At 72.8% G+C, this 24,330-nt stretch carries 21 protein-coding genes; 9 read left to right on the forward strand and 12 right to left on the reverse strand.

Annotated features, from left to right (window positions below):
* Nucleotides 1-8: 8 nt before the first annotated feature.
* The 3 genes from H4W31_RS35050 to H4W31_RS35060 all read left to right on the forward strand — a co-directional run bounded on the left by H4W31_RS35050 (nt 9) and on the right by H4W31_RS35060 (nt 3,102).
* On the forward strand, nt 9-1,106 hold the full coding sequence (locus tag H4W31_RS35050) for a pyridoxal phosphate-dependent aminotransferase (RefSeq protein ID WP_225945843.1): 1,098 nt from the start codon (nt 9-11) through the stop codon (nt 1,104-1,106).
* 128 nt (nt 1,107-1,234) lie between these two features.
* A complete protein-coding gene (locus H4W31_RS35055; protein WP_192770524.1) occupies nt 1,235-2,053 on the forward strand; it encodes a tyrosine-protein phosphatase in 819 nt (272 codons plus the stop codon).
* A gap of 122 nt (nt 2,054-2,175) precedes the next feature.
* Entirely contained in the window at nt 2,176-3,102 is a 927-nt protein-coding gene (locus H4W31_RS35060) for an acetyltransferase (protein ID WP_192770525.1), read from the forward strand.
* Between the two features lie 45 nt (nt 3,103-3,147).
* Here H4W31_RS35060 and H4W31_RS35065 read toward each other — a convergent pair whose 3' ends face one another.
* A complete protein-coding gene (locus tag H4W31_RS35065) occupies nt 3,148-4,323 on the reverse strand; it encodes a UDP-N-acetylglucosamine--N-acetylmuramyl-(pentapeptide) pyrophosphoryl-undecaprenol N-acetylglucosamine transferase (RefSeq protein ID WP_192770526.1) in 1,176 nt (391 codons plus the stop codon).
* Between the two features lie 212 nt (nt 4,324-4,535).
* Between H4W31_RS35065 and H4W31_RS35070 the strand changes: the two genes are divergently transcribed.
* On the forward strand, nt 4,536-6,377 hold the full coding sequence (locus H4W31_RS35070; protein WP_192770527.1) for an ABC transporter ATP-binding protein: 1,842 nt from the start codon (nt 4,536-4,538) through the stop codon (nt 6,375-6,377).
* On the opposite strand, the gene H4W31_RS35075 is transcribed toward H4W31_RS35070, so the two are convergent.
* Nucleotides 6,302-9,397, reverse strand: coding sequence for an AfsR/SARP family transcriptional regulator (locus tag H4W31_RS35075; RefSeq protein ID WP_192770528.1), 3,096 nt, complete (start codon nt 9,395-9,397; stop codon nt 6,302-6,304). The genes H4W31_RS35070 and H4W31_RS35075 overlap by 76 nt on opposite strands.
* A gap of 162 nt (nt 9,398-9,559) precedes the next feature.
* On the opposite strand from H4W31_RS35075, the gene H4W31_RS35080 reads away from it, so the two are divergent.
* Nucleotides 9,560-9,745 carry a hypothetical protein gene (locus H4W31_RS35080; protein WP_192770529.1) on the forward strand — a complete coding sequence of 62 codons (186 nt, stop codon included), beginning with the start codon at nt 9,560-9,562 and terminating at the stop codon, nt 9,743-9,745.
* Nucleotides 9,746-9,823: 78 nt separating this feature from the next.
* Nucleotides 9,824-10,405, forward strand: coding sequence for a TlpA family protein disulfide reductase (locus H4W31_RS35085; protein ID WP_192770530.1), 582 nt, complete (start codon nt 9,824-9,826; stop codon nt 10,403-10,405).
* Here the strand turns inward: H4W31_RS35085 and H4W31_RS35090 are convergent.
* The 5 genes from H4W31_RS35090 to H4W31_RS35110 are packed head-to-tail and all read right to left on the reverse strand — an operon-like array spanning nt 10,358 to nt 14,427.
* Complete coding sequence (locus H4W31_RS35090; protein WP_318783583.1) at nt 10,358-10,819, reverse strand: S26 family signal peptidase; 462 nt, start codon at nt 10,817-10,819, stop codon at nt 10,358-10,360. The genes H4W31_RS35085 and H4W31_RS35090 overlap by 48 nt on opposite strands.
* A 9-nt stretch (nt 10,820-10,828) precedes the next feature.
* A complete protein-coding gene (locus H4W31_RS35095) occupies nt 10,829-11,560 on the reverse strand; it encodes an amidohydrolase family protein (RefSeq protein WP_192770531.1) in 732 nt (243 codons plus the stop codon).
* Complete coding sequence (locus tag H4W31_RS44560) at nt 11,557-12,324, reverse strand: amidohydrolase family protein (RefSeq protein ID WP_192770532.1); 768 nt, start codon at nt 12,322-12,324, stop codon at nt 11,557-11,559. The genes H4W31_RS35095 and H4W31_RS44560 overlap by 4 nt, the downstream gene beginning before the upstream one ends.
* Nucleotides 12,321-13,217 (reverse strand): dihydrodipicolinate synthase family protein, encoded by an 897-nt coding sequence (locus H4W31_RS35105; protein ID WP_192770533.1) that lies wholly within the window; start codon nt 13,215-13,217, stop codon nt 12,321-12,323. The genes H4W31_RS44560 and H4W31_RS35105 overlap by 4 nt, the downstream gene beginning before the upstream one ends.
* A gap of 31 nt (nt 13,218-13,248) precedes the next feature.
* On the reverse strand, nt 13,249-14,427 hold the full coding sequence (locus tag H4W31_RS35110) for a DegT/DnrJ/EryC1/StrS family aminotransferase (protein ID WP_192770534.1): 1,179 nt from the start codon (nt 14,425-14,427) through the stop codon (nt 13,249-13,251).
* 81 nt (nt 14,428-14,508) lie between these two features.
* On the opposite strand from H4W31_RS35110, the gene H4W31_RS35115 reads away from it, so the two are divergent.
* Nucleotides 14,509-15,735, forward strand: coding sequence for a hypothetical protein (locus H4W31_RS35115; protein WP_192770535.1), 1,227 nt, complete (start codon nt 14,509-14,511; stop codon nt 15,733-15,735).
* Nucleotides 15,736-15,829: 94 nt separating this feature from the next.
* Here H4W31_RS35115 and H4W31_RS35120 read toward each other — a convergent pair whose 3' ends face one another.
* From H4W31_RS35120 to H4W31_RS35140, 5 genes are all read right to left on the reverse strand, one after another.
* Nucleotides 15,830-16,885, reverse strand: coding sequence for a dihydrodipicolinate synthase family protein (locus tag H4W31_RS35120; RefSeq protein WP_318783584.1), 1,056 nt, complete (start codon nt 16,883-16,885; stop codon nt 15,830-15,832).
* 8 nt (nt 16,886-16,893) lie between these two features.
* Complete coding sequence (locus H4W31_RS35125; protein WP_225945844.1) at nt 16,894-17,901, reverse strand: NAD-dependent epimerase/dehydratase family protein; 1,008 nt, start codon at nt 17,899-17,901, stop codon at nt 16,894-16,896.
* Between the two features lie 125 nt (nt 17,902-18,026).
* Nucleotides 18,027-18,908 (reverse strand): Gfo/Idh/MocA family protein, encoded by an 882-nt coding sequence (locus tag H4W31_RS35130; RefSeq protein ID WP_192770537.1) that lies wholly within the window; start codon nt 18,906-18,908, stop codon nt 18,027-18,029.
* Nucleotides 18,909-18,987: 79 nt separating this feature from the next.
* Nucleotides 18,988-19,656 (reverse strand): response regulator, encoded by a 669-nt coding sequence (locus H4W31_RS35135; RefSeq protein ID WP_192770538.1) that lies wholly within the window; start codon nt 19,654-19,656, stop codon nt 18,988-18,990.
* Nucleotides 19,653-20,975 (reverse strand): sensor histidine kinase, encoded by a 1,323-nt coding sequence (locus H4W31_RS35140; RefSeq protein WP_318783585.1) that lies wholly within the window; start codon nt 20,973-20,975, stop codon nt 19,653-19,655. Before H4W31_RS35140 ends, H4W31_RS35135 begins: the two co-directional genes overlap by 4 nt.
* A gap of 218 nt (nt 20,976-21,193) precedes the next feature.
* On the opposite strand from H4W31_RS35140, the gene H4W31_RS35145 reads away from it, so the two are divergent.
* Nucleotides 21,194-21,886, forward strand: coding sequence for an ABC transporter ATP-binding protein (locus H4W31_RS35145; protein ID WP_192770540.1), 693 nt, complete (start codon nt 21,194-21,196; stop codon nt 21,884-21,886).
* Nucleotides 21,883-24,273, forward strand: coding sequence for an ABC transporter permease (locus tag H4W31_RS35150; RefSeq protein WP_192770541.1), 2,391 nt, complete (start codon nt 21,883-21,885; stop codon nt 24,271-24,273). Before H4W31_RS35145 ends, H4W31_RS35150 begins: the two co-directional genes overlap by 4 nt.
* Nucleotides 24,274-24,330 lie beyond the last annotated feature (57 nt).

Raw genomic sequence — 24,330 nt, forward strand, 5'->3', positions numbered from 1 at the left:
CCGCACCCATGTCGGGCCTGGTGGACCGGGCGGTCGCCTACGACCTCGCGGAGAGCACCTGTCCGCCGTTGCGGCTGGGGGAACTCCTCTCCCCGCGGGTCCGCACCCGGCTCGACGAGCTGGAGATCGGTTACGGCACCACCGGGGGCGACGCCGAACTGCGCGCGCTCATCGCCGCCGGGGTCGGTGTCGATCCGGCGGAGGTCCTCGTCACCGCCGGTGGCAGCACGGCGATGTTTCTCCTGGCTCTCGTGCTCTGCCGGCCGGGAGATCACGCCGTCCTCGCGACGCCCTGCTTCCCGCCCGCCCGGACCGTCCTCGAGGCCCTCGACGTCGACATCACCCCGGTCGCCCTGACCTTCGACGCCGGTTACCGCCTCGATGTCGACGCCATCGCGGCAGCGCTCACCCCGACCACCCGGCTCGTGTCGCTGGCGTCGCCGCAGAACCCGTCGGGGATCCGCTTCACCGAGCAGGAGCTGCGGGTACTCGCCGAGCGGATCGACGTCGTCGCGCCGTACGCGGTCCTGCTGGTCGACGAGACCTACCGCGAGACCGGCTACGGCGACGCTCCGGTGCCCCGGTCGACGGCCCGGCTCGCGCCCCGCATCGTGACCTGCTCCTCCCTGTCGAAGTCACACGGTGCCCCAGGACTGCGGATCGGCTGGCTGACCACGACCGACCCGGCGCTGCACGAGGAGCTGCGCGTCGCGAAGTTCAACTCGCTGGTTACCTGCTCGGGCGTGGACGAGCTGCTGGCCGCCGAGGTGCTCCGGCAACAGGAGCGCATTCTCGGGGCACGCCGGGTAGCGCTGACGGCCGCGTTGGAGACGCTCGACCGGTGGGCGGTCACCCAGGCGGATGCGGTGGAGTTTCTCCGTCCGGACGGCGGAGCACTCTGCTGCCTGCGGCTGCGTGCCGACCGCTTCGACCCGGAGGCCGTACGTCGTTTCTACGCCGCCCTCGCGCAGCGGGACACCCGGGTCGCCCCGGGATCGTGGTTCGGCGAGTCCGACCAGGTGTTCCGGCTCGGCTTCGGCCACCTACCGGCTGCGGAATTCGAAACCGCCCTCGACCGGGTGGCGCAGGCCCTGTCCGCGTCCTGACTGCCCACGGCTCCTGCCTGCCACCCCCATGGCGCCGCAGTGGTCCCGCCGATCAGATCGCACCGCGCCGACGTACCGGCATCGGACGGGTGGCCGTGTCGTCGTGGGGTTCCGCTACCCTCGCTCGCGTGGTGATCGAGCGACATCTCGACTGGGCCGGTTGCCTCAACGTCCGCGACCTCGGTGGGCTGCCGACCGGTGACGGCCGGACGACCCCGTGGCGTGCGGTCGTCCGGGCCGACAACCTCGACCGGCTCACCCCGGACGGCTGGGCCGCCCTGCACGACTACGGCATCCGGACCGTGATCGACCTGCGCGAGGACGACGAGCGTTCGACGTCCACCGCACGCCCCGCCGGAATCGACGTGCTGCACGTGCCGCTCGACGACCCGGCCGACACCGACTTCTGGTACCGCTGCATCGACGACGAGACCGACGGAACGCCTCTCTACTACCGGCCCTTCCTCGACCGCAAGCCGGAACGCTGCGTCGCGGCGGTCGCCGCGGTGGCGCGCGCCGGTCCGGGCGGCGTCGTCGTGCACTGCGGCATCGGCCGGGACCGCACCGGCCTGCTGTCGCTGCTCCTGCTGGCACTCGCCGGCGTGACGCCCGACGCGATCGTCGCCGACTACACGCTCAGCGCCGAACGCCTGAAGCCCTACTTCGCGGAGGCACACGCGGTGCACGGCGACGTGGTCACCGCCCGGTTGGTCCGGCGGGGAACCACGGTCGAGGAGGCACTGCACTCCGTACTCGCGGGTCTGGACGTCGAGGCGTACCTGCGCGCGTCCGGGCTCGCCGCCGAGGACCTCCATTCGCTTCGGGCCCGGTTGGCGGCCACCGGACCGGCGGGGACACCGGTAGTTCCGGTCGGGGCTGTCCCGGGGTCGCCGCCGATCCCGCACCCCCGCACACCGGCTGTTGCGACGGACGGGTACGACGAGTAAGTTGCCAGGCACGCCATCGAGCTGGAAGGAGGTCAGAACAATGTCCGATGTTCTGCGCCCCCTCCGCGCACCGGCGTCTCCGCGGATCTGACCGGGGCGCTCGCTGCCCGGAGGATCACCCTATGGCCCATCTGGTCATCCGCCCGCTCGTCGCGGGCGAGGAAAATCTGTTCGAGTCCATGCCCGATCCGCTGCCCCAACTGCGCCAGGTCGGTTACGCCGACGGGATCGCCGGTGGCGGCTACCGACCCGAGAACACCTGGGTCGCCCTCCGGTCCGACCGGGTGGTCGGCCGGGCGGCCTGGCTCCTTCCGCCCGGTTCCGCCGGCGCACCCTGGCTGGAGAGGTTCGACCTGGCCGCCGAGCCCGAGGTGGGTGCCGCACTGCTGCGCGCCGCACACGAGGCCTTCGGCGGTCCCCTGCCGTACCACGCCTCGATGCCGGCGCACTGGCGGCGCCGGCCGGAGGTGCTGGCCGTGGTCGAGGCGCCGATGGCGGCGGCCCGGATCGTCGGACTGGTCGAGCGGGCCGAACGGGTCCGCTGCTCCTGGACGGGCACGCCACTGCCGGCGACCTCCGGGCGGTACACCTTCCGCCCGGCCGCCGACGCATCGGAGATCAACGCCCTGGTCGCCCGGATCGCCGAGCCGGACGTGCTGACCGGAGTGGAGATCGCGCGAGCGGTGGCCGGGGTCGACCTGGCAACCGATCCGTTGGCCTGGCTGGGCGGCCCGGCCGGGAACTGGCGCGTCGCGCTGGACGCCGGGGAGCCGGTCGGCCTGGCCGGTACGGCAGGGGACGCCTGTTATCCGCTCCTGGTCTACCTCGGCCTGCTCGACCAGGCCGTTCGGGGTGAGCTGTTGGCCGACGCGGTCCGGTTGCTGGCCGACGAGGGCGCCCTGGAGGTTATCGCCGACGTGGACGCCCATCGGGTGAGGGTGCTGGCGGAACTGGAACGGACCGGGTTCCGGCAGTTGCGGTGCCGGATCGTCTTCGATCCCGCCGAGGGTCCGGAGTCCGACCCGGCCGCAGGGGCCGAAGAGGCGTAGCTCGTCCGGGTGCGTCCTGGTCCGGCCAGGGCGCACCCGGACCGCTCACGACCCGTACCGCCCGGCCGCGTCGATCAGCGCGGTGGCGACCGCCGCCGCCGCGTCGGGGCGGCCGTGCTGCCACGCCGCGTCAGCCAGTTGCTGGCGCCGGTCGGGGTACTGGAGCAGCGTCACGATCTCCTCCCGCAGGCGCGCGGGGGTGGCGTCGGCGCCGGCGACCATCCTGGCCGCGCCCGCCTCGGCGAGGTGCCGCGCGGTCTGCCGCTGCTCGTCACCCCCGGTGGGGATCAGCGGGATGAAGATGCACGCCTTACCGAGCGCGGTGAGTTCCGCGACGGTGCCGGCGCCACTGCGCGCCACCACGATGTCGGCGGCGGCGAGCACGTCCGGCATGTCCTCGTGTACGTAGTCGACCACCCGGTACCGCTCCCGCAGGTGCCCGGGTAGGCCGTCGGCGAGCTGCCGCATCCGTTCGAAGGAGTACTCGCCGCACTGGTGCAGTACCTGACAACCGGGCAGCAGGTCGGGCAGGATCTCGGCGATCAGATTGTTGACCTGCACGGCACCCTGGGCACCGCCGGTGACGTACACCAGCGGCAGTTGGGGGTCGAAGCGGTAGGCGGCCAGCGCCCGGCCACGGTCGCCGGCCAGGATCTCGGGTCGGACCGGGTTGCCGGTGACCACCGCCCGGCTCTTCGCCCGCTCGGGCAGGTGCTCGACCGAGGATTCGTGACTCAGCAGGACCCGGGTCGCGATCCGGGCGAGGATCCGGTTCGCCAGCCCGACGGTGAGGGTCTGCTCGTGCATCACCAGCGGCCGGCGGGTCGCCCAGGCCGCGATCCCGATCGGGACGGAGACGTACCCACCGGTGGAGAGCACCACGGCGGGCCGGGTACGGAGCACGATCATGACCGCCTGGAGGATGCCGAGCGGGATCCGGAAGGCGTCGGCGACGTTGCGGCCCAACTCGCGCAGATTCGGCGAACGACGCAACTTTCCGGTGACGATCGCCTTGAACGGGATGCCCTCCTGCTTGGCCACCTTGGCCTCGAGCCCCTGGGCGACACCCACCCAGAGCAGTTCCGGTTCGGTTCCGGCCACGGCTAGCCGGGCCCGCAGCGTACGGATCGTGGTCAGCGCCGGATAGGTGTGTCCACCCGTACCGCCGCCGGTGACGACTACGCGGATCTTGCGGAGACGTTCCGCACTGTAGATGACCATGCCCTCTTACCAGTTGTTCGTCCGGATTGGCGATGATCCTCAGCGACTGTGAGAATCCCGTCAAGAATTGATCATCCTCCTGTTCGAAACGTCACCGCCGATCGGCCCCGCCCCGCCGAACCCGTCCGGCGGAAGGCCGACGAGCCCACTCGACCTGCGCATGTACCGCCGCTGTATCCAATCGTGGAGCCGCCGTCCCTAGGTTCACCCTCATGATCGGACTGGCCCGTACGAGACGGGCGATCGGTACGGCCTGGCGGGGCGGCCCGGCCAACCTGGTGTCGTACGTCTCGCTGACGCCTGTCATCGGTGCCCTTCCGGTGCTGATCGCCTGGCTCACCAAGCTCGTCCTCGACGGTCTGGTCGGTCCACCCGGCACCGCGATCCTCGGGGTGGCCGTGGCCCTCGCGGTCGCCGCCATCGCGATGGCCCTCGTGCCGCATCTACAGGAGTACCTGCGGACGGAGGTCGGCCGCCGGGCCGGACTTCTCGCCCTGGACGAGTTGTACGGCGGAACGGAGCGGCTGACCGGGTTACGCCGGCTGGAGGAGCCGACGTTCCAGAACACCATACGACTGGCCGAACAGGCCGGGCGGGACGGACCCAGCCGGTGTGTGGACGGGCTGCTCGGCCTGGTCCAGGCGGCGGTGCTGGTGGTCGGGTTCCTCGGCGCCCTGACCGTGCTCAACCCGGTGCTGGCCGGACTCGTCGCGGCGAGCGGTGCGCCGGCACTGCTCGCGGAGGTCCGGTTGAGCCGGCGGCGGGCCACGATGCTGTGGGAGATCGGCCCCGCCGAGCGGCGGGAGATGTTCTACGCGGGCCTGTTGACGAACCTCTCCGCCGCCAAGGAGGTCCGGCTGCTGCGGCTGGGTCCGGTGTTCCGCCGTCGGATGCTCCGCGAGCTGACCTCGGCCGGTCTCGCCCGACGGGCGCAGAGCCGCCGGGAACTGCGGGTGCAGGGCCTCCTCGCCGGATCCAGCGCAGTGCTCGCCGGCGGCGGCCTGGTCTGGGCCGTGCTCGCCGCCCGGTCCGGCGCGCTGACCGTCGGGGACGTCGCCGTCTTCATCGCCGCCCTGGCCGGCGTGCAGAGCGGGCTCGCCGCCATGGTCGGGCAGATCGCGTCCGTGCACCAGGCGATGCTGCTGCTGGAACACTACGAACAGGTCGTCGACTGCGCGCCGGACCTGCCGCAACCCGATCGGCCGCTGCCGGTGCCGGCCCTGCGGGACGGCATCGAGCTGCGCGACGTCTGGTTCCGCTACGGTCCGGAGCATCCGTGGGTGCTGCGCGGGGTGAACCTGCGTATCCCGAGTGGACAGTCGGTGGCGCTGGTCGGCCACAACGGCGCCGGCAAGACCACCCTGGTCAAGCTGCTCTGCCGGTTCTACGACCCGACCCGGGGCGCCGTCCTCTGGGACGGCGTGGACATCCGGGAACTCGCACTCGGTGAACTGCGGGCCCGCGTCGGGGCCGTCTTCCAGGACTACATGACCTATGACCTGACGGCCGCGGAGAACATCTGGCTCGGCGACGTACCGGTCGACGGGCCCGACGACGTCCGGGCCGAGGACGCGGGCAGGATCGAGGACGCCGCCCGGCGCGCCGGCATCCACGAGACGCTCCGCGACCTACCGAGGGGGTACGGCACCATGCTGTCCCGGACGTTCGAACTCGACGGCGATCCCGAGGACAACGGGGTACTGCTCTCCGGAGGACAGTGGCAGCGGGTGGCGATCGCCCGGGCGGTGCTGCCCCCGGCGCGGGACGTACTCATCCTCGACGAGCCGAGTGCCGGCCTCGACGCCGAGGCGGAGCGGGACATCCACCTGCGGCTCCGGGCGTACCGGGCCGGGCGGACGAGCGTACTGATCTCGCACCGGCTGGGCACGCTGCGGGACGCGGACCTGATCGTCGTACTACGGGGCGGGCAGGTCGCCGAGTCCGGCCGGCACGCCGAGCTGATGGCCGCCGGCGGGGTCTACGCCGATCTGTTCGGCATGCAGGCCGAGGGGTACCTGCCGCTGGGCACGTCGACGTCGACCTCGGTCGGCTGACCAGGGCGGACGAGAAAGGTCTCCAGCACTCCGTCGCGGCGCCGGGGCAGGTGGTCGAGCAGGCCCTGGGCGAGCACCCCGCACTCGCGCGCCCGCGCGTCCCAACCGAGCCGGCCGAGGACCCGGCCGCGCTGACGTACCGCCGCCGCCTCGCCGTAGCTGTCGCCGATCTCGCGTACCAGGGCCAGCGCCTCCTCGACGTCGGGCTGGGCCCGCTGGGCGTCGCCGAGCCGCAGGTGCACCTCGGAGCGGCTCAGCAACGCCTCCCACTCGTCCTCCCGGTTGCCGGTCCGCCGGCACAGCCGTAGCCCCGCCGTCAACGCCGCCAGCCCCTCGCTGTGCCGGCCGAGCTGGCTGTAGGTCCGGCCCAACGCCACCAGGGTGATCGCCTCGCCGGCCGGATCGTCCTGCTCGCGGCGCATGGTCAGGCTCCGGTCCAGGTGCCGCCGGGCGGCCTGGTAGTCGCACCGTTCGAACTCGACCTCGGCCAGGTTGTGCAGTGCGACCGCCAGCCACCCCGGGTAGCCCTCGGCGAGGATCTCGACCGCCGCGCCGATCAGCGCGGCCGCCCCCGACAGGTCGCCGGTCCGGTGGTGGAACCACCCGAGGGCCTGCAGGGCGCGCCCCTCTCCCTCCCGGTCACCCAACCGGCGCCACGTCCGCAGCACCGACTCCAGCTCCGCACGGGCCTGCTCCGGCCGGCCGGCATGCCAGTGCAGGGTGGCGCGCATGATGCGTACCCGGGCCTGTTCGGCCGGATCGTCGACGATCGACGCCGCCTTCTCGGCGACCGCGACCAGCGTGTCGGCCTCGGCCCACCGGCCGCCCTTCTGGAGCCAGCCGGCCACCGGCGGCATCAGTTGCACGCAGAGCCGGGCGAGTTCCGGGCCCGCGTCGAACGCCTGTCCGACCGCCGCCAAGAGGCCGAGAAGCTCCCGCTCCAGCCAGGGCAGCGCGTCGTCGATGGTCTGCAACTGGGCCAGGACCGGCGGGTCGACGGGCCGGTCGGACCGGTGCGGACGCAGCAGTTGTCCAGCCCGGATGGCGGTCGTCAGGTACGCGGTGAGCGCCCGCCGCACCGCGGAGCGCCGGTCCGCCGCCGGGTCGGTCTCCTCGGCCAGTTCCTCGGCGTAGAGCCGGAGCAGGCCGTGGAACCGGAACCGGGTCGGTTCGACCGCCTCCAGCAGGTGCGTCTCGGCGAGTCGGTCGAGCAGGGTCAGCGCACGCCGCTGCGAGGTGCCGATCAGGACCGCCGCGAGCGGGGACGGGATCTCCGGAATCCGCAGCAGAGCCATCAGCCGGAACGCCGCCGCGGCGGCCCGGTCGTCCGGGTTCGGACCGTCGCTGAGTTCGCGGTACGTCTCCCCGAAACTGGACCGGATCGCCAGGTCGTCGGCGCGAAGTTCGTCGAGGCGTACCCGCTCGTTGTCGAGCCGGTCGGAGAGTACGGCCAGCGGCCAGTCCGGCCGGGCCGCCAACCGGGCTCCGGCGATCCGCAGGGCGAGCGGATGGCCGTCGCAGAGCGCGACCAGCCGGGCGGCGGCGACGGGATCCGCCACCGCGCGGTCGTCGCCGGCGAGCAGGTCGAGCAGTTCGACCCCCTCCGCGACGCTGAGCTGCCCCAGCCGGAGCCGGGCGGCCCAGAGCGTGCTCATCGGCCGCCGACAGGTGACGATGACCAGGCAACCGGCGCCGGCCGGCAGCAGTGAGCGGACCTGCTGCACGCCGGCTGCACCGTCCAGGACGACGAGCAGCCGCCGCGTCGCCGTCACCGAGCGGAACAGCGCCGCCGCCTCGGTCAGCTCCGTCGGCACGGCCGCCGCCGGCAGGCCGAGCGCGCGCAGCAGCCGGCCGAGCGCGTGCAACGGGTCGACGCGCGGCAGCCCACCGCCGCCGCCATGGAGTTCGAGGTAGAGCTGACCGTCGGGGAATCGGTCGGCGAGCAGGTGCGCCACCCGTACCGCCAGGGTCGTCTTGCCGATGCCACCCGGCCCGTGCAGCACGATCGTGCGCGGTTGGGGCCGCGCGGTGGCGGCGGCCTCCTGCAGGCGCGCGATCGTCGCCAGTTCCTGGGTACGCCCGACGAACGCGACCGGTTCGGCCGGCAGCTGGCGGGGCGGCTCCGCCGGTTCCCGGCGCGGCCCACGAGCAGCCGGTACGCCAGCCGGAGCGGCCACACCGTCCGGCGCGGCCACGACCACGCCGACCGGGGCAGGTACGCCGACGACGTCGGTCCGGGACGGCGGCTGCGGTGGGGACAGTTCCGGGGCCCGGCGCAGGATCGCCACGTGCAGCCGGGACAGCTCGGCACCGGGTTCGAGTCCCAGTTGGTCGGCGAAGGTCGCCCTGGTCTCGGTGTAGACCCGCAGTGCCGCCGGGGCGTCACCGCAGCGGTACAGCGCCAACATGAGCTGGCGGCGCAGCCGCTCCCGGAAGGGATGGGCGGCGATCAACAGCCGCAGCTCGGCCGGCACGGCGCCGTGCTCGCCGACCGCCAGTCGTGCCTCCATCAGATCCTCGACGATCGTCAGGTACTGCTCGTCGAGCAGGGTGAGCCGGGCCGCGAGGTCGGGACCGGGGCGTACGTCCTCGGCCGGCCGGCCACGCCACAGCCGGAGCGCCGCACGGAACCGGCTGATGGCGGTGCCGAAGTCGCCGTCGGCCAGCGCCGACCGACCCCGCTCGCCACCGACCCTGAAGTGGTGCACGTCCAGTTCCTCGGGGTCGATCCGCAGCAGGTAGCCGGAGGCGTTGGTGAGCAGCCGCTTACCGCCGTCCGGCGTACCGTCCAGGTCGCCGAGCAGTCGACGCAGCCCACTGGCGTAGGTGCGGAGGTTGGCCACCGCCGAGCGGGGTGGCCGCTCCCACAGTTCGGTGACGAGCCGGTCCAGCGAGACCCGCTCGTTGGTCGACAGCAGCAGCATGGCCAGCATCACGCGCGGCTTCTGCGGTCCGATCGGCACACTGCGCCGGCCGTCGTCGATCCGGAGTGGTCCGAGCAGTTGGTACCGGAGACTCACCTGACCCCCGACTGTCTGGTTCGGAGCGTGGAGCACCGTGGACGCCGGCCCGGCGACCCGGACCGCCGATCGAGTGCCAAATATATCGGCGCTGTATGCCGACCTGTAGCAGACCCACCTACCGTGCTCGCAAATGTCGATCAAGATAGAAGGAGGCTTGCCATGACCCGAACTGTGGGGGCGTTGGCGGACCGGCTCCTCTCCGTGGTGCTGCCCCGCACCACGGCCTCGGCCGTCTGCCAGCCGACGTGTACCAACGACCCGATGTGTTGCCGGTTCACCAACACCAGGTTCAAGTACCGGACCTGCAACAGCTCGTGCGTGTGCTGGTGGGGCTCGGACTGCTGAACCACCGTCGGTGATCACGTCGCGGCCGGTTCTCCGGCCGCGACGCCCGGTGCCCCGATCTCGTCAGGAGCGATCAAAGTGCGCATAGTCGTCGCCGCCCTCGTCCTACTCACCGCACTCACCCTGCTGAACCTGCTACTTACCTTCGGCGTCATCCGGCGGTTGCGGCAGTCCCCGATGGCGGCCGGCGGCCCGCCGCACACTCTTGCCGTCGGCGCCCCGGTACCGGAGTTCACCGCCCCGGACGCCGAGGGCGGCACCGTGACGGCCGCCGCGCTGCGCGACGGGGGTGGTCTGGTGATGTTCCTCGCCCCGGACTGTTCCGGCTGCCAGGAGCAGTTGCCGGCGGTCCGGGAGAAGCTCGCCGAAGCGGCCGACGGTGCACTCCGGATCGTCGTGGTGCTCACCCGGCTGCGGCCGTCGGCCGAGCCCGACGCCACGGCCGTCGCGGCGCTCGAAGCGGCGCTGGGCATCGCGCCCGAGCAGGTCATCCTCGTCCGCGAGGAACTCGACGGCCCGGTGCAGTCGGCGTTCCGGGTCGCCGCCTTCCCCGCCTTCTACCTCTTCGACGACACCGGCCGGGTGGTCCACGCCGGCAACGGCGCCGCCGACCTACCGCGGCTGTCCCCGGTCGCGCAGGTCGTGACCGCCGGCCGGTAGCTGCCCGTACCCGGCCGCCCGCAACCGACGGATCACCACCCCCCGCACCAGCTCCGGTGCGAGCGCGCCGAACGATCGCGAGTCGAGACTGTGCCGGGGCGCGTCACCGAGGACGTAGACCTGGCCGTCCGGCAGGGCCGCCACCCGTTTCACCATGAGCTGGGTGGCGGCCTCGGCGTCCCCGGCGGTGATGACGACACCCGACGGGGGCAGGCAGACGACGACCGTGCCGACCCGTACCCGGGGCCGGAAGCCGCGCCGGAGCACCAGCAACTGGTCGCCGTCGGAGTACGTCGGCGTCATGCTGTCGCCGTTGACCGTCACGACGTGCAGCAGGAAGCGGGCGATCAGCAGTCCGACCAGGCCCAGCAGCGTCGCCGCGCCGATCAGTGTCAACAGAGTGTCTCCATCCACGACAGCACGCTACGACAGGTCGAGCCGGAACAACTCGGCGGCATTGCGCCAGGCGACCCGCTCGGCCGTCTCCGCCGGCAGGTTCGCGGCCAGCACCGCCCCGTACGCGGCCGCCGGGTCGATCAGCGTCGAGTCCGTACCGAAGAGCAGACGCCGGGAGTCCACCGCCGACGCGACCGCCGCGAACCGGCCGGCCCGGGTGTGTGAGAAGCACGGCTCCAGCCAGAGCCGGTCGACGGAGTTCGCGGCCCGCACCGCGTCCCGCCAGCCGTCGGCGCCCATGTGCCCGGCGATCGCGCGCAACCCGGGGATGTCGGCGCAGGCCTGGGCGAGGTCCAGCGGGGTGGACCCCCAGGTGTGCACCAGCGCCGGCAGGTCGTGCTCGGCGGCCATCGCCAGCGCCTCCCGGGTCTGCGTCGAGGTGATCGGTGAACCGGTGTAGTCAGTGTGGATCTTCACCCCGACGAAGTTGCCGGTGGGGAGCAGCTCGTGCAGGTCGCGCTCGGCGTCGCCCAGCCGGCGCGGGTTCACCGTGAGGTAGCCGAGCAGCCGGTCGCTGGCCCCCAACAGCCGGGCCATCGCCCGGTTGCCGGCGGCCACGTCGTAGATGACCGCCTCGGTGGCCGACACGACGGTGAGGTCGATGCCGTACCGGTCCATCAACGCGAGGTTGGTGGCGATCTCGCCGACCTCCATGCTGAAGAACCATGGACCCCAGTGGCCGTGCACATCGATGATCACGTGTCGAGTCCCAGGATCCGGCGGGCGTTGCCGCCCGCGACCGCCGCCACGTCCGCCGGGTCGAGGCCGCTGCGGGCCAACCGCAACCGGGGCACCACGGCCTCGTACAACGGGGTACGGGAGCCGTAGAGCAGCCGTCCGGCGCCGAGCTGTGCCGCCACCGTCTCCAGCGCGTCGGGCGAGTTGAGCAACCGGGTCGAGGTGTGGAAGCCGGGTTCGTCCCGCGCCACGACGACGAAGTCGCCCAGGTGGTAGAAGTGCGTGTCGAGGAAGACCACGGTCGCCCCGCGCAGCGGTCGCCAGAACCGGCGTACGTCCCCGCCGGCCAGCACCACCAGTCCGGCCTCGGTCGCCCGACGCGCCACGTGCCGCACCGCCGGGAAGTCGGGCTCGACGTGCTGGTCGTCGGGGAACAGCCGGATCGCCCGGAAGCCCCGCTCGGCGAGCCGGACGACCTCCCGCTCGGCGCCCAACGGGTCACGCAGGTCGACCCCGCCGACCGGTACCACCCCGGGGCCGGCGAGGGCGGCCGTCTCGTCGTTGCCGCTGGGCACGTCGAACAGGGCCGCGCGCAGGCTGGCCACGGCCGCCCGGGTGATGCCGTTGGCAGCGAGGATCGCGGCGACGTCGGCCGGCTCGCCGCTCGGTCCCGGACGGTCGGGGTACCGTCCGACGAGGACGTCGATGTCGAGGCCCACCGGCGGCAGGTCGTCGGCGGTGAACGGGTTCACCGCGGCTGCGGACCGGTCCGTCGGGTGCGTCACCGCGACCCCAGTACCCGCAGTACCCGCTCCCGGTCCGGTTCGGACAGGGCGGGGCCGTACGGGTCGGCCGCGTACTCCGCCGGGATCCGTCCCTCGCTGGCGGCGATCCAGAGCATCCGGCGCACGTACCCCTCCATCGGCTCGGTGAAGGTGACCTCGGCGAGCCGGTCGAGCCGGTCCGAGGCGGCGACGAACGCGGCGTACTCCTTGTCGGCGAAGGCCCGCAGCACCGCGGCGGTGACCGGCACCGCGGCGGCGGCGATGCCGACCAGGGCCGCCTGGGCCCCCCACATCAGCGACGGGCCGAACATCCGGTCCTCACCGGTCACCGCCAGGCGGTCGGCCCGGTGCGCGGCGGCCAGTGCCGCCTGGCAGGCGATCGCGTCGTGCAGTCGGGCGACCTTGAGCCCGGCGACCCCGGGGTGCGCCAGCAGCGCCGCCAGTTCGGGCCCGGGATACGGCCGGAGGTAGAGGTCGAAGGCGAGCATCGGCAGCCCACTTGCCCGCCACACGGTGTCGTGGTGCCCGACCGGATCGCCGGTCACCGGGAACACCAGCACTCCGGCGGCGCCCAGTTCGGCGGCCTGGGCGGCCTCCGCCGCGACGCCGTCGCCGGTCTCGCCGGATCGGCCGCCCACCCCGACCAGGACCGGCACCCCGGTGCGGACCGCCGCGCCGATGATCTCGCCGCGCGTGCGGGAGTCGAGGTACGGGCCGCGCCCGGTGTGTGCCAGCACCGCCAGCGCGTCCGCCCCGTCGGCGACCAGCCCGCGCAGGTACGCCCCGGTGACCGCCGGATCCACCTCGCCGGTCCCGGTGGCCGGGGTGGCCGCCGCCGCGACGAGTCGCCATCGCAGCCGGTCCCGTAGCGCCGCCGCACTCGGGTCGATCATGTTCGCCTCCCACCGTGTTCCGGTCGGCCGCTCACCCGGTCACCGCCGCCCGTACCGCCCGGGCGATCTGGTCGACGTGCGTGTCGGTGTACCGCTCGTTCCAGTCGATCACCAACAGAGTCTGCGTGATCAACCGTTCCGCGTTGGGCCGGGTCCCCCAGCCGAGCGTGGGAAGACGGTCGGCGGGCGGCACCGTCATCGGGTAGCGGGAGCCACCGTAGGTCGGTGCGTCGACCAGGGCGGGGGCGCAGTGCAGGGGTTCGTCGAGATACCCGGCCCGTGCCGGTACGCCCGCCCGGGCCAGCGCGGCGGCGACCTCGTGGTTGGTCAGCGGCGGATCGAGCACAACCGGGAAGAGCCACCACGCGTGCCGGTCCGGATCGGCCGGTACGCGTACGCCGGGCAGGTCCGCCAGCGCGGCGGAGAGTCGACGCGCGGTCCGGCGCCGGTCGGCCAGTACGCCGGGCAGTTTGGTCAACTGGGCACGGGCGACCGCACCGGCCAGTTCGGTCATCCGGTAGTTGAGTCCGAGGCTCTCGTGCCGGCGTACGCCGCCCTCGCGTGGCCAGCCCTTGTCGGCGAAGAGCCGCATCCGCCGGGCCAGTGCCGCGTCGTCGGTGATGGTGAGACCGCCGTCACCGCAGGTGATGTGCTTCCACTGCTGGAGGCTGAAGCAGCCGATGGTGCCGACGGTGCCGGCGAGGCGGTCGTCGGGGTACCGGGTGAGCCAGGCCTGCGCGCAGTCCTCGATCAGCGGAAGACCGGCGGCGTCGGCGACCTCGCGCAGGCCGGTGGCCGGAGCGCCGAAGAGGTGCACTCCGAGGATCGCCCGGGTCCGTGGGCCGATGGCGGCGGCCACCGCGGCCGGGTCCAGGTTGCCGGTGTCGGGATCGACGTCGGCGAACACCGGTACGGCGTTCTGCGCCAGGATCGGTGCGACCGTGCCGAAATCGCTGATCGGGGAGGTGATGATCTCGTCGCCCGGGTCCGGCGCGACTGCGGCCACGGCCAGGTGCAGCGCTGCCGTGCCGGAACTGCACGCGACGGCGTGGGAGACTCCGTGCAGGTCGGCCATCTCCCGTTCGAGGGCGCGGACCTCCCTGCCCCACACCGCGCTGAGCATGCCCGACTGGAGAACCCGGGTGACGGCTTCGACCTCCTCCGTACCGAGGGTCCGGCCGCTGGAGTCGATCATGCTGGGATACGACATCCACCCTCCCGGCTTCGCGGATACCGGACCAGACCGTAATCTGTTGGATGGACGTCACGCAACCTGCATTGGAGGCCGAGTGTGGCCGTCGAGATCGGCATAGTCGGGCCGCACGACCTGGTCGACGACGTCGCCGCTACCTGTGAGGAGCAGCCGGGGGTCGAGGCGCGTCGCTTCGACTACGACCACGAGTCGCAGGCGCCGGCCATCGTCGAGGCACACGGCGGCCAGGTGGCGGCGTGGCTCTTCACCGGAGTCGTCCCCTACGCCCTCGCCCGGGAGGCGGACGTGCTGACCCGTCCGGCGACGTTCGTCGACTACACCGGGGCCACCCTGTTGCAGGCTGCCGTACGCTTGTTACGGGACGGGCACGATCCCAGCCTCATCTCCATCGACACCGTCGCCACTGCGGACGTGACGACGACCTTCGGCGAGGCCGGCCTGCCGGTGGAACGGATCCGTTCGCTGCCGTACCGCAACGGGCTGACCTCCGCCGACCTGATCGCCTTCCACCGTCGCCAGCGCCGTGGCGGTGCCCCGGCGACGGTGGCGGTGACCTGCCTCAGTTCGGTGTTCGAGGTACTGCGCCACGAGATGCCGGCGCTGCGCCTGGCCCCGTCGAACCACTCGGTACGGACCGCGCTGCGGCAACTGCTGTTGCAGGCCAGCAGCCAGGCGCAGGAGGACGCCCAGATCGCCCTCGGCCTGGCCGACGTGCCGGACGGCGACGAGGGGCTGCTCAAGGAGGTCGCGGCGCTCGGCGGAACGCTCGCCCGGTTCACCCGGGGGACCCATCTGATCGTGACGACCCGTGGTCCACTGCACGACGCGACCGCCGGCTTCACCACGCTGCCGATGCTCCGCCGCCTCACCGACCGGCACGACACCGTACACATCGGCTTCGGGCTGGGCCGCAGTGCCGCCGAGGCGGAGAACCTCGCCCGCCGGGCGCTGAGCCGGGCGCGCCGGGTCGGGTCCGCCGCGGCGGTGCTGTCGCTGCGCGGGGAGACCGACATCGTGCTCGAGTCGACCACTGCGGTGCCGCCGCCGCAGGACGTCAACCTCGCCGTCATCGCGCAGCGGGTCGGCCTCTCGGTGCCGACCCTGCTACGGCTGCGCCAGGTGCGCCACGCCGTCGGTACCGCCCCGCTGACCACCCGCGAGGTGGCCGACCAGCTGAACGTGCAACAACGTACCGCCCGTCGGATGCTGCACCGGCTGGAACTCGCCGGCCTGGCCGAGCGGACCGGCAATCTCGCCCTGGGCACCAGCGGGCGGCCACTGACGCTCTACCGCCTGACGCTTTAGCGACGCCCGCCTGAGGCTGTCAGCGAAGCCCGCCCGACGCGGTAGCGAAGCCCGCCCGACGCGGTGACGGCACCGGCCGGTGCGGTGTCGGCCGTCAGGCCAGCCACTCGTCGAGGTGCGCGGCCACGAAGTCGTCGTCGCGCAGGTGCGGATAGGCCCGGTGCACCCGGTCCAGCTCGGCGGCCTGCCCCGGCGACAGTTCCTCCGCCGGGTCCAGGCACCAGCGCCCGGCGAGCAGTCCCTGCCGGCGCAACACCTCCTGGATGCCCGGGATACAGCCGTGGTAGCCGTTGGCGGCGTCGAAGATGGCCGCGTTGGCGTCGGTGAGGTGACCGTCGAGAGTGAGCAGGCGGCGCAACGTCGCGTCGTCACCGGCCCGGGCCCGCCGTGCCTCGTCGAGCAGCGAGACCGCGGTACGGGCCCAGACCGCCCACTGCCCGAGCAGGCCACCGACGAACTCCACCTCGACCGGCCGGCCGTCGGAGATGATCCGGTGCGGCGCGACCAGGTCGGCCAGGATGTGGTCGTCGTTGCCGGTGTAGAGCGCGAGGTCGCCGTCGCGGCCGGCGGCGCAGACCCCGTGCAGCACGTCCAGGGTGCGGTACCGGTCGAACGGGGCGACCTTGATCCCCACCACCGAGTCGAGTCCGGACAGTCGGGTCCAGAAGTCTCGCGAGAGGTCCCGCCCACCCACCGCCGGTTGCAGGTAGAACCCGACCACCGGCAGCACCTCCCCGACGGCTCGGGCGCGGTCGACCAGGCCGTCCTCGTCGAGGCTCGGATCCGGGGAGAGCAGCACCATGTGGTAGCCCAGCGAGGCGGCGAGTTCGGCCTCGGCGACCGCCTGTGCCGTGGGCCCGCAGGCCCCCGCCACGAGGACGGCGTCGGAGCCGGCGGCGGTCTCCGCCGCCAGCTCCAGCACCGGCGCCAGCAGCCCGACCTTCGGATCGTGGATCGCGAACTGGGTGGTGTGCACGCCCACCGCGATCCCGCCCGCACCGGCGGCGAGGTAGTAGCGGGTCAGCGCCCGCTGCCGGCGCTCGTCCAGACGCCGCCGCTCGTCCAGGGCGAGCGGATGTGCGGGGATCACGCAGCCGCGCCGGAACCGGGTCAGGGCGGCGGTGTGCCGAGGGCTCGGGGCAGTCAGCACGGGCTCTCCTAGAACTTGCCGTCGCGGCGCTGGAATCCGGTCGGTTTGCCGAGCAGCGGCAGCCCGTCGGCGACCCAGCCGGCCGTCAGTTCGACGAGTTCGCCGAGCGAGGTGTCCGGGTAGCCGAAGAGCCGGTGACAGAGCGCGGCATTGGACAGCAGGGCGGTGGGCGCCTCGGTTCCGGTGAAGATCGGCTCCCGGCCCAACCGCTCGCCGAGCGCGGCCGCGACCTGGCGGACCGAGACGAGTTCCGGTCCGGTCAGGTTCAGTACGAACGGCGGCGTGGCCGCGTGGTGCAACGCCCGCAGCGTGACCTCGTTGGCGTACCCCTGCCAGACGATGTTGGCGTGTCCCATCGTCACGTCGATCGGCTCCCCCGACAGGACGGCGCGGGCGAGGTCGACGAGGACGCCGTAGCGCATCTCGACGGCGTAGTTGAGCCGGATCAGGGCCAGGGCCGTGTCGCCGTGCTGTGCGAAGTGGGTGAAGACGCGCTCGCGGCCGAGGCAGGACATGGCGTACTCGCCGACCGGCGCGACGGGGGTCTGCTCGACGCAGCCACCGGAGGCGACCGGCACCAGCGGATAGACGTTCCCGGTGCTGAGCGCGACCAGGCGTGCCCCGGCGAAGCGCTGTGCCACCCGGCCGGGCAGGTAGGTGTTGGTGGCCCAGGTCGCGTGCTCCCGGCCCGAGGTGCCGAACTTGGACCCGACCAGGAAGACGACGTTCGCGGCCTGCGGCAGTGCGGCCAGGGCGGCGTCGTCGGTGATGTCCGCCTCGACCACGTCGGCGCCCTCGCCGCGCAGCGCGTCGGCCAGCCCCGGCTCGGAGAAGCGGGAGACCGCGATGACCCGGGCGCCGGTGCCGGCGGCCGCGACGCCACGCAGCGCCAACCGGACCAGGCTCGGCCCGAGCTTGCCGCCGGCGCCGAGGACCAGGAGGTCGCCGTCGAGTTTGCGCAGATCGTCCACGAGCACGTCGCGTGGCCGCGACAGTCGTTCTTCGAGCTCCGCCAACGATCGCATTCGATGCAACCCCCTCCGATTAACGGCCCTGACCGTAACCGTGGGCGGGAGAGGTCGTCAAGGTCCGGGCCGGCGACCGCGGCTCGCGCCGGGGCCCGGTGAACCGGGGCCGCTGGTCAGTGGCGGGCGCGGGCCGAGGCCAGTACGCCGAGTACCGCCCGGGTCTGCGCCCACGGAACCGGGCTCGCCGCCCCGCCGACCATCCCGAGGAACGCCTCGATGGTGGCCCGGTAGCCGAGTTCGTCCTCGCCGCCCCGCAGCGCGACGCGCCGCTCCCCCGTGGACGTGTGGACCGTGACCTCGTACGCCTCGCCCTCGCTGACCCCGAGCACCTCGACGGTGCCGGGCACGCCGTCGGACCACTGGAGGGTCAGCAGACCGGTGTCCTCGGAGCGCAGGGTGTCGTAGCGGCGGGTGGCGGTCGCCCCGCCGACCAGCCGGACGGCCGGCCCCAGCAGTGCGACGAGGAGTTCCACCCCGTGCAGGCCCATCATCACCAGTGTTCCGCCGCCGATGGTGGGATCGTCCTGCCACGGGTTGTAGCCGGTGGCCCAGAGGCCGACGTCGTGCCGCACCGTCGCGCGTACCGCCAGCACCTCCTCGCGCGGTACGGCGAACCCGGCGAAGTCCGGCGCGAAGCGGAGCACCGAGGTGGACAGGACCAGCTCGGGTGCCGTCGAGACGACCTGGCCGAGCTGGTCCAGCTGTTCCACAGTGGCGGCGGCCGGCTTGTTGACGAAACAGGGCAGTCCCCGGTCGAGCACCTGCGCGAGCGCCCCCGGCACCCGCGGCGGCGGTACGGTCAGCACCACCCCGTCCGGCCGAGTGTCCAGCAGCGCGGCGAGGTCCGGCGCCACGGTGGCGGCCGGGTGCTCGTCCAGGAACCGGGCGAGCCGCTGCGGGTCCGGCTCCCAGACCACCAGGTCGGCGTGCCGGCTCAGGGTCCGGGCGTCGGCGTAAGGGTGACTGGTGGCCAGCCCGGCGATCGAGATGCGCATGACCGCAGAGGCTACTCATGGCTGCTGTGGCCACGCCACCGCTGGTCAACGAGGTGCACGGGCCGGGAAAGCGGTTGTCTCACACCCCGCTCGGGGTGACCAGTCCGGTCTCGTAGGCGACGACGACGGCCTGGACCCGGTCGCGGAGTCCCAGCTTGGCGAGGATCCGGGCGACATGGGTCTTGACGGTCGCCTCGGACAGGTGGAGATGGGCGGCGAGTTCGGCGTTGCTCAGGCCCTGGGACAACAGGCGCAGCACCTCGAGTTCGCGTGGGGTCAACGCGGACAGGTCGCGGTGGATCGCGGCGGTGTCCGCGCTGCGGCTGGCGAACCTCTCGACCAGGCGCCGGGTGATGGCGGGCGCCAGCAGCGCGTCGCCGCTGCGGACCATGCGGACGGCGGCGACCAGGTGTTCGGGGGTGACGTCCTTGAGCAGGAAGCCGCTGGCACCGGCGCTGAGCGCCGCGTAGACGTAGTGGTCGAGGTCGAAAGTGGTCAGGATGATCACGCGAGGTTCACCGCTGGCACCGGTGAGGATGCGCCGGGTCGCCTCCAGCCCGTCCATCTCCGGCATCCGGACATCCATCAGGACGACGTCGGGCAGCGTACGCCGGACCGCGTCGACCGCCTCGGCACCGTTGGTCGCCTCCGCGACCACGTCGATGGCATCGGCGGTCAGGATCATCCGGAAGCCGGTACGGACCAGCGCCTGGTCGTCGGCGACGACGACGCGGAGTGGACCGGTCATGGCGCCTCCAGCGGGATCTCTGCGGTGACCCGGTAACCCTCGGTGAGGCGTCGCCCGGTGTGCAGGGTACCGCCGTAGACCGCCAGGCGCTCCCGCAGGCCGATCAGGCCGTGACCGTTGCCGTTCGCGGCGGAGGCGCTCGGCCCGCCGCCGGTGTCGCTGACCTCGACCCGGAGCTGCTCGGGGTGGTACTCCAGCAGCACCGTGGCGGTCGCGCCGGCGGCGTGTTTGACCGTGTTCGTCAACGCCTCCTGCACCACCCGGTACGCGGTCAGCTCGACGCCCGGCAGCAGGGGACGGGGTTGGCCGGCCACGGTCAACTCGACCGGTGTCCCGGTGTCGCGTACCCGCTGCACCAGTGCGCCCAGCCGGTCGAGGCCCGGCTGTGGCGTCAGACCGGTCGTGGCGGCCGGGTCGGGGCCGTCGCTGTCCATGGTGAGCAGCCCCATCACGTGCCGCAGCTCGGCCATCGCCGCCCGGCCGCCGGCCTCGACGGCGAGCAGCGCCTCCCGGGCCTGCTCGGGGCTGGCCGGCATGACCTTGCGGGCGGCCCCGGCCTGGATGACCATGACGCTGACGTTGTGCGTCACCACGTCGTGCAGTTCGCGGGCGATCCGGGCACGTTCGTGCTCGGCGGCGCGGCGCAGCGCCTCGGCCTGCTCACGTTCCAGCGCCGAGAGCCGTGCCCGGTCCGCGTCGGCGCGCCGTTTCCACCCCCGCAGGCCGTTCGCGGCGACCGCGATCGGGATCAGGATCAGGAACGGGACGGCATTCTCCGGAACGGTGGGCACCGCCGGTTCCCGGATCTGGGTGTAGAGGTACGCCGCGACCGGCAGGCTGGCCAACGCCGGCAGCCGGTAGGGGCTGTAGACGGCGGCCGTGTACGCGGCGATGACGCAGGCGTAGAAGGAGACCCGCAGCGCGGCGTTGTAGTCGCTGGCCAAGGGGGCGGTGGCGATGACGATCCAGAGCATCGCGAGCGGCACCCGGCGGCGGAACACCAGCGGCAGCACCACCACCAGGAGCATGACGACCGTCCAGCCGACCTCGTAGTCCTCGATCGGCAGAAACGGTTCGGCCCTCGACGGGACCTTCCGGTGCTGATCCTCGTTCATCCGGAAGACCGATCGGTGTTCCACGCTCCGGCGTTCCGTGCCGCCGCCGTCGTTCCCCTCCAGGATCGCGGCGAGGACCAGGCTCAGCGCCAGGATCGCGTCGAACACCTGGCCCCGCCGCGAGAGCGGTGGCAGCGGCCCGGACGGGCGCAGCAGCAGCCCGAGCCCGGCCCGTAGCCGGCCGACCACCGCCACCTTCGTCACCGGTCCATTCTCGCCAACCTCCCCGGTCGGCGACATCCGCCGAGCCGATTACCCCGGCTACCTCCGTCGACTACCTCGCAGGGATGACGCCCGCCCGGGTCATCCCCAGCTGGTACGCGATCTGCCTCCGGCGACCGACGCGCGCGCTCCCCGGACGGATCTAACTTCGGCGGGCCAGACGTGCCGACTGACGCGTACGAAGCCGAGGGAGATCCACCATGACCGTGCCGGTGATCGAGTTGACCGCCGTGAGCCGCAGGTACGACGAGGGACCGCCAGCGCTGGACGGCGTCTCCATCACGATCGCCGCCGGGGAGGCCGTCGCGATTCTCGGGCCCTCCGGCAGCGGCAAGTCCACCCTGCTGAACCTGGTGGCCGGGCTGGACCGGCCGAGCAGCGGCACGGTGACCGTCGACGGTGTCCGCGTCGACGCGTTGGGGGAGGCCGCCTCCGCACGCTACCGGCGGGCGAAGATCGGCATGGTGTTCCAGTTCTTCAACCTCCTCGACGACCTGACCGTCGCCGACAACGTCATGCTGCCGGCGCAGCTGGCCGGAACGGCCCGGGGCGCGGCACAACGCCGCGCGACGGAACTGCTCGGCACGCTCGGCATCGACCGGCACGCCACCGCCTATCCGGGCCGGCTGTCCGGCGGTGAGCGGCAGCGCGTCGCGGTGGCCAGAGCGCTGATGAACCGGCCGGCGCTGCTGCTGGCCGACGAACCGACCGGCGCGTTGGACACCGCCTCCGGCGTGGAGGTCCGGCAACTGCTCAACGACCTGCACGCCGAGGGCCAGACCATCGTCCTGGTCACCCACGATCTGGCCCTGGCGCGGTCGTGCGCTACCCGCACCGTCCAGCTTGTCGACGGCCGGGTCGCCGCCGACACCTCGGTGGAGCCGGTCCGATGAGTGCGCTGGGCGGGGTGGTCCGCTCCGGTGTGCGACGACGCCGGGTGCAGACCGTCGTGATCGGGCTGGTCGTGATGATCGCGGTGAGCGCGGCCGTACTCGGTGGGTCGCTGATGGTCGTCTCCAACGCACCGTTCGACCGGGCCTTCACCCAGCAGCACGGCGCGCACCTGACCGCGCAGTTCGACGCGACCAGAACCACCGCGGCGCAACTGTCGGCGTCGGCGGACGCGGCCGGCGTCAGCGCGGCCGCCGGCCCGTTCCCGACCACGGCCATCAGCCCGGTCAGTGATCGCATCCGACCCCAACGCTCGATCACGGTGGTCGGGCGGGCCGATCCGGGCGGGCCCGTCGACGCCGTCACGCTGACCGGCGGGCGGTGGGTGACCGGCCCCGGCGAGATCGTGCTGCACACCGACGGCCGGCTTCCGAAGGGCCTCCAGCCGAAGGTCGGTGACGTGCTGCGGCTGGCGGACCTGCCCGGCAGCCCCACCCTGACGGTGGTCGGGGTGGCCCGGTCGGTCAGCGAGACGGCCGGCGGCTGGGTCCTTCCCGCACAGATCGCGGCGCTGACGGTGCCGGGCACGCCCGGCGCCTACCAGATGCTGTACCGGTTCGCCGAGGCCGACAGCAGCAGCCAGGTCGACACCGGCCGCGCCACGGTGGCGGCGAGCGTGCCCGCCGGAGCGTTGACCGGAGCGCGGTCCTGGCTCGTCACCAGGACCAACAGTGCCGGGAGCACCCTGCTGTTCATCCCGTTCCTCATCGCGTTCGGGGTGCTGGGCGTACTCATGGCGGTCCTGATCATCGGCAACGTCATCGCCGGTGCGGTCAGCACCGGTACGCACCGGATCGGCATCCTCAAGGCCCTCGGCTTCACCCCGAACCAGGTCGTCCGGGCGTACACGGTCCAGGCGCTGATCCCCGCCGTGGCCGGCGCCGTGCTCGGGGTGCTCGCCGGCAACGTCCTGGTCATCCCGATCCTGGCCCAGACCAACGAGGTCTACGGCACGACCGACTCCGGCGTGGCCCCATCGGTCAACATCGTCGTACTGGCCGGGGCGCTGGCGCTGGTCGCGGCGACCGGATGGGCGTCGGCGTCACGCGCCGGCCGGCTGCGTACGGTCGACGTGCTCGCGGTCGGGCGTACCCCGCGCCCCGGCCGGGGCCAGTGGGCGGCCCGGCTGACCGCCCGACTCCCCCTGCCCCGACCGGTGACCCTCGGCCTGGCCCATCCGTTCGCCCGTGCCCTGAGGTCGGCCACGATCGTGGCGGCGATCGCGTTCGGTGCCGCCGCCGCGACCTTCGCCGTCGGCCTGAGCGCCTCCCTGAACCAGATCCAGGACACGGAGAGCCATGGCGACGTCGTCGTCCAACCGGGCGGCGCGGCGATGTCCGGACCACCGCCCGGTGGTGGACCGCCCGGGGGTGGACCCAGGATCGCCCCGGGGCGGCCGCCATCGGTGCCGGACCCCGTGGCCGTCGCCAAGGCGATCACCGCACAGGCCGGCACCAGGGGATGGACCGGCATCGCCGAGACGGAGACGACCACCGGCGGCCTCACCACCGCCCTCGACACCCTCGCCTTCACCGGCGACAACTCCTCGCACGGCTACGAGATCATCTCCGGCAGATGGTTCACCGGGCCCGGCGAGATCGTCGTGGCCAAGCCGTTCCTGACCGCCACCCACGCCCAGGTCGGTGACACCATCGCGGTGACCAGCCACGGCGCGCAGATCACCGTCCGGATCGTCGGCGAGGTCTTCAACATCCAGAGCAGGGGAATGCAGATCCTCACCGCCGCCGCGACGCTCGCGGCCGCCGAACCGGACCTGCGGGCCCAGACCTACGACATCGTCCTTGCGCCCGGCACCGACCCGGACGCCTACGTCAAGACGCTGAACACCGCGCTGGCCTCGGCGGGGGCCACCGCACGGATAGCCGAGGACGAAACCCAGGAGGCCGTGATCATCATCAACGCACTGGCCACCCTCCTGACGCTGATGCTCGTCGCCGTCGCCGCGCTGGGCGTACTCAACATGGTCGTCCTGGAGACCCGCGAACGCGTGCACGACCTCGGCGTACACAAGGCCCTGGGGATGACCCCACGGCAGACCATCACGATGGTCATCGCATCGGTCGTCGTGACGGGGCTGATCGGTGGCGCCATCGGCACGCCCATCGGCGTACTGATGCAGCGGGTGATCCTCGGCGAGATGGGCCGGATCACCGGCTTCGACCTGCCCGCCTCGGTCACCGACGTCTACCACCCCGCCGAACTGGCGCTGTTCGGCCTATGCGGCGTCCTCATCGCCGTCCTCGGCGCGCTGCTGCCCGCCGGCTGGGCCGCCCGCACCCGCACGGCCACCGCGCTACGCACCGAATAGGACGGCGGCGGACCGTCGCCATGCCGGGGTGCCGTCCACGACGCTCGTGGACGGCAC

It is taken from the genome of Plantactinospora soyae (assembly GCF_014874095.1).
Lineage (GTDB): Bacteria > Actinomycetota > Actinomycetes > Mycobacteriales > Micromonosporaceae > Plantactinospora > Plantactinospora soyae.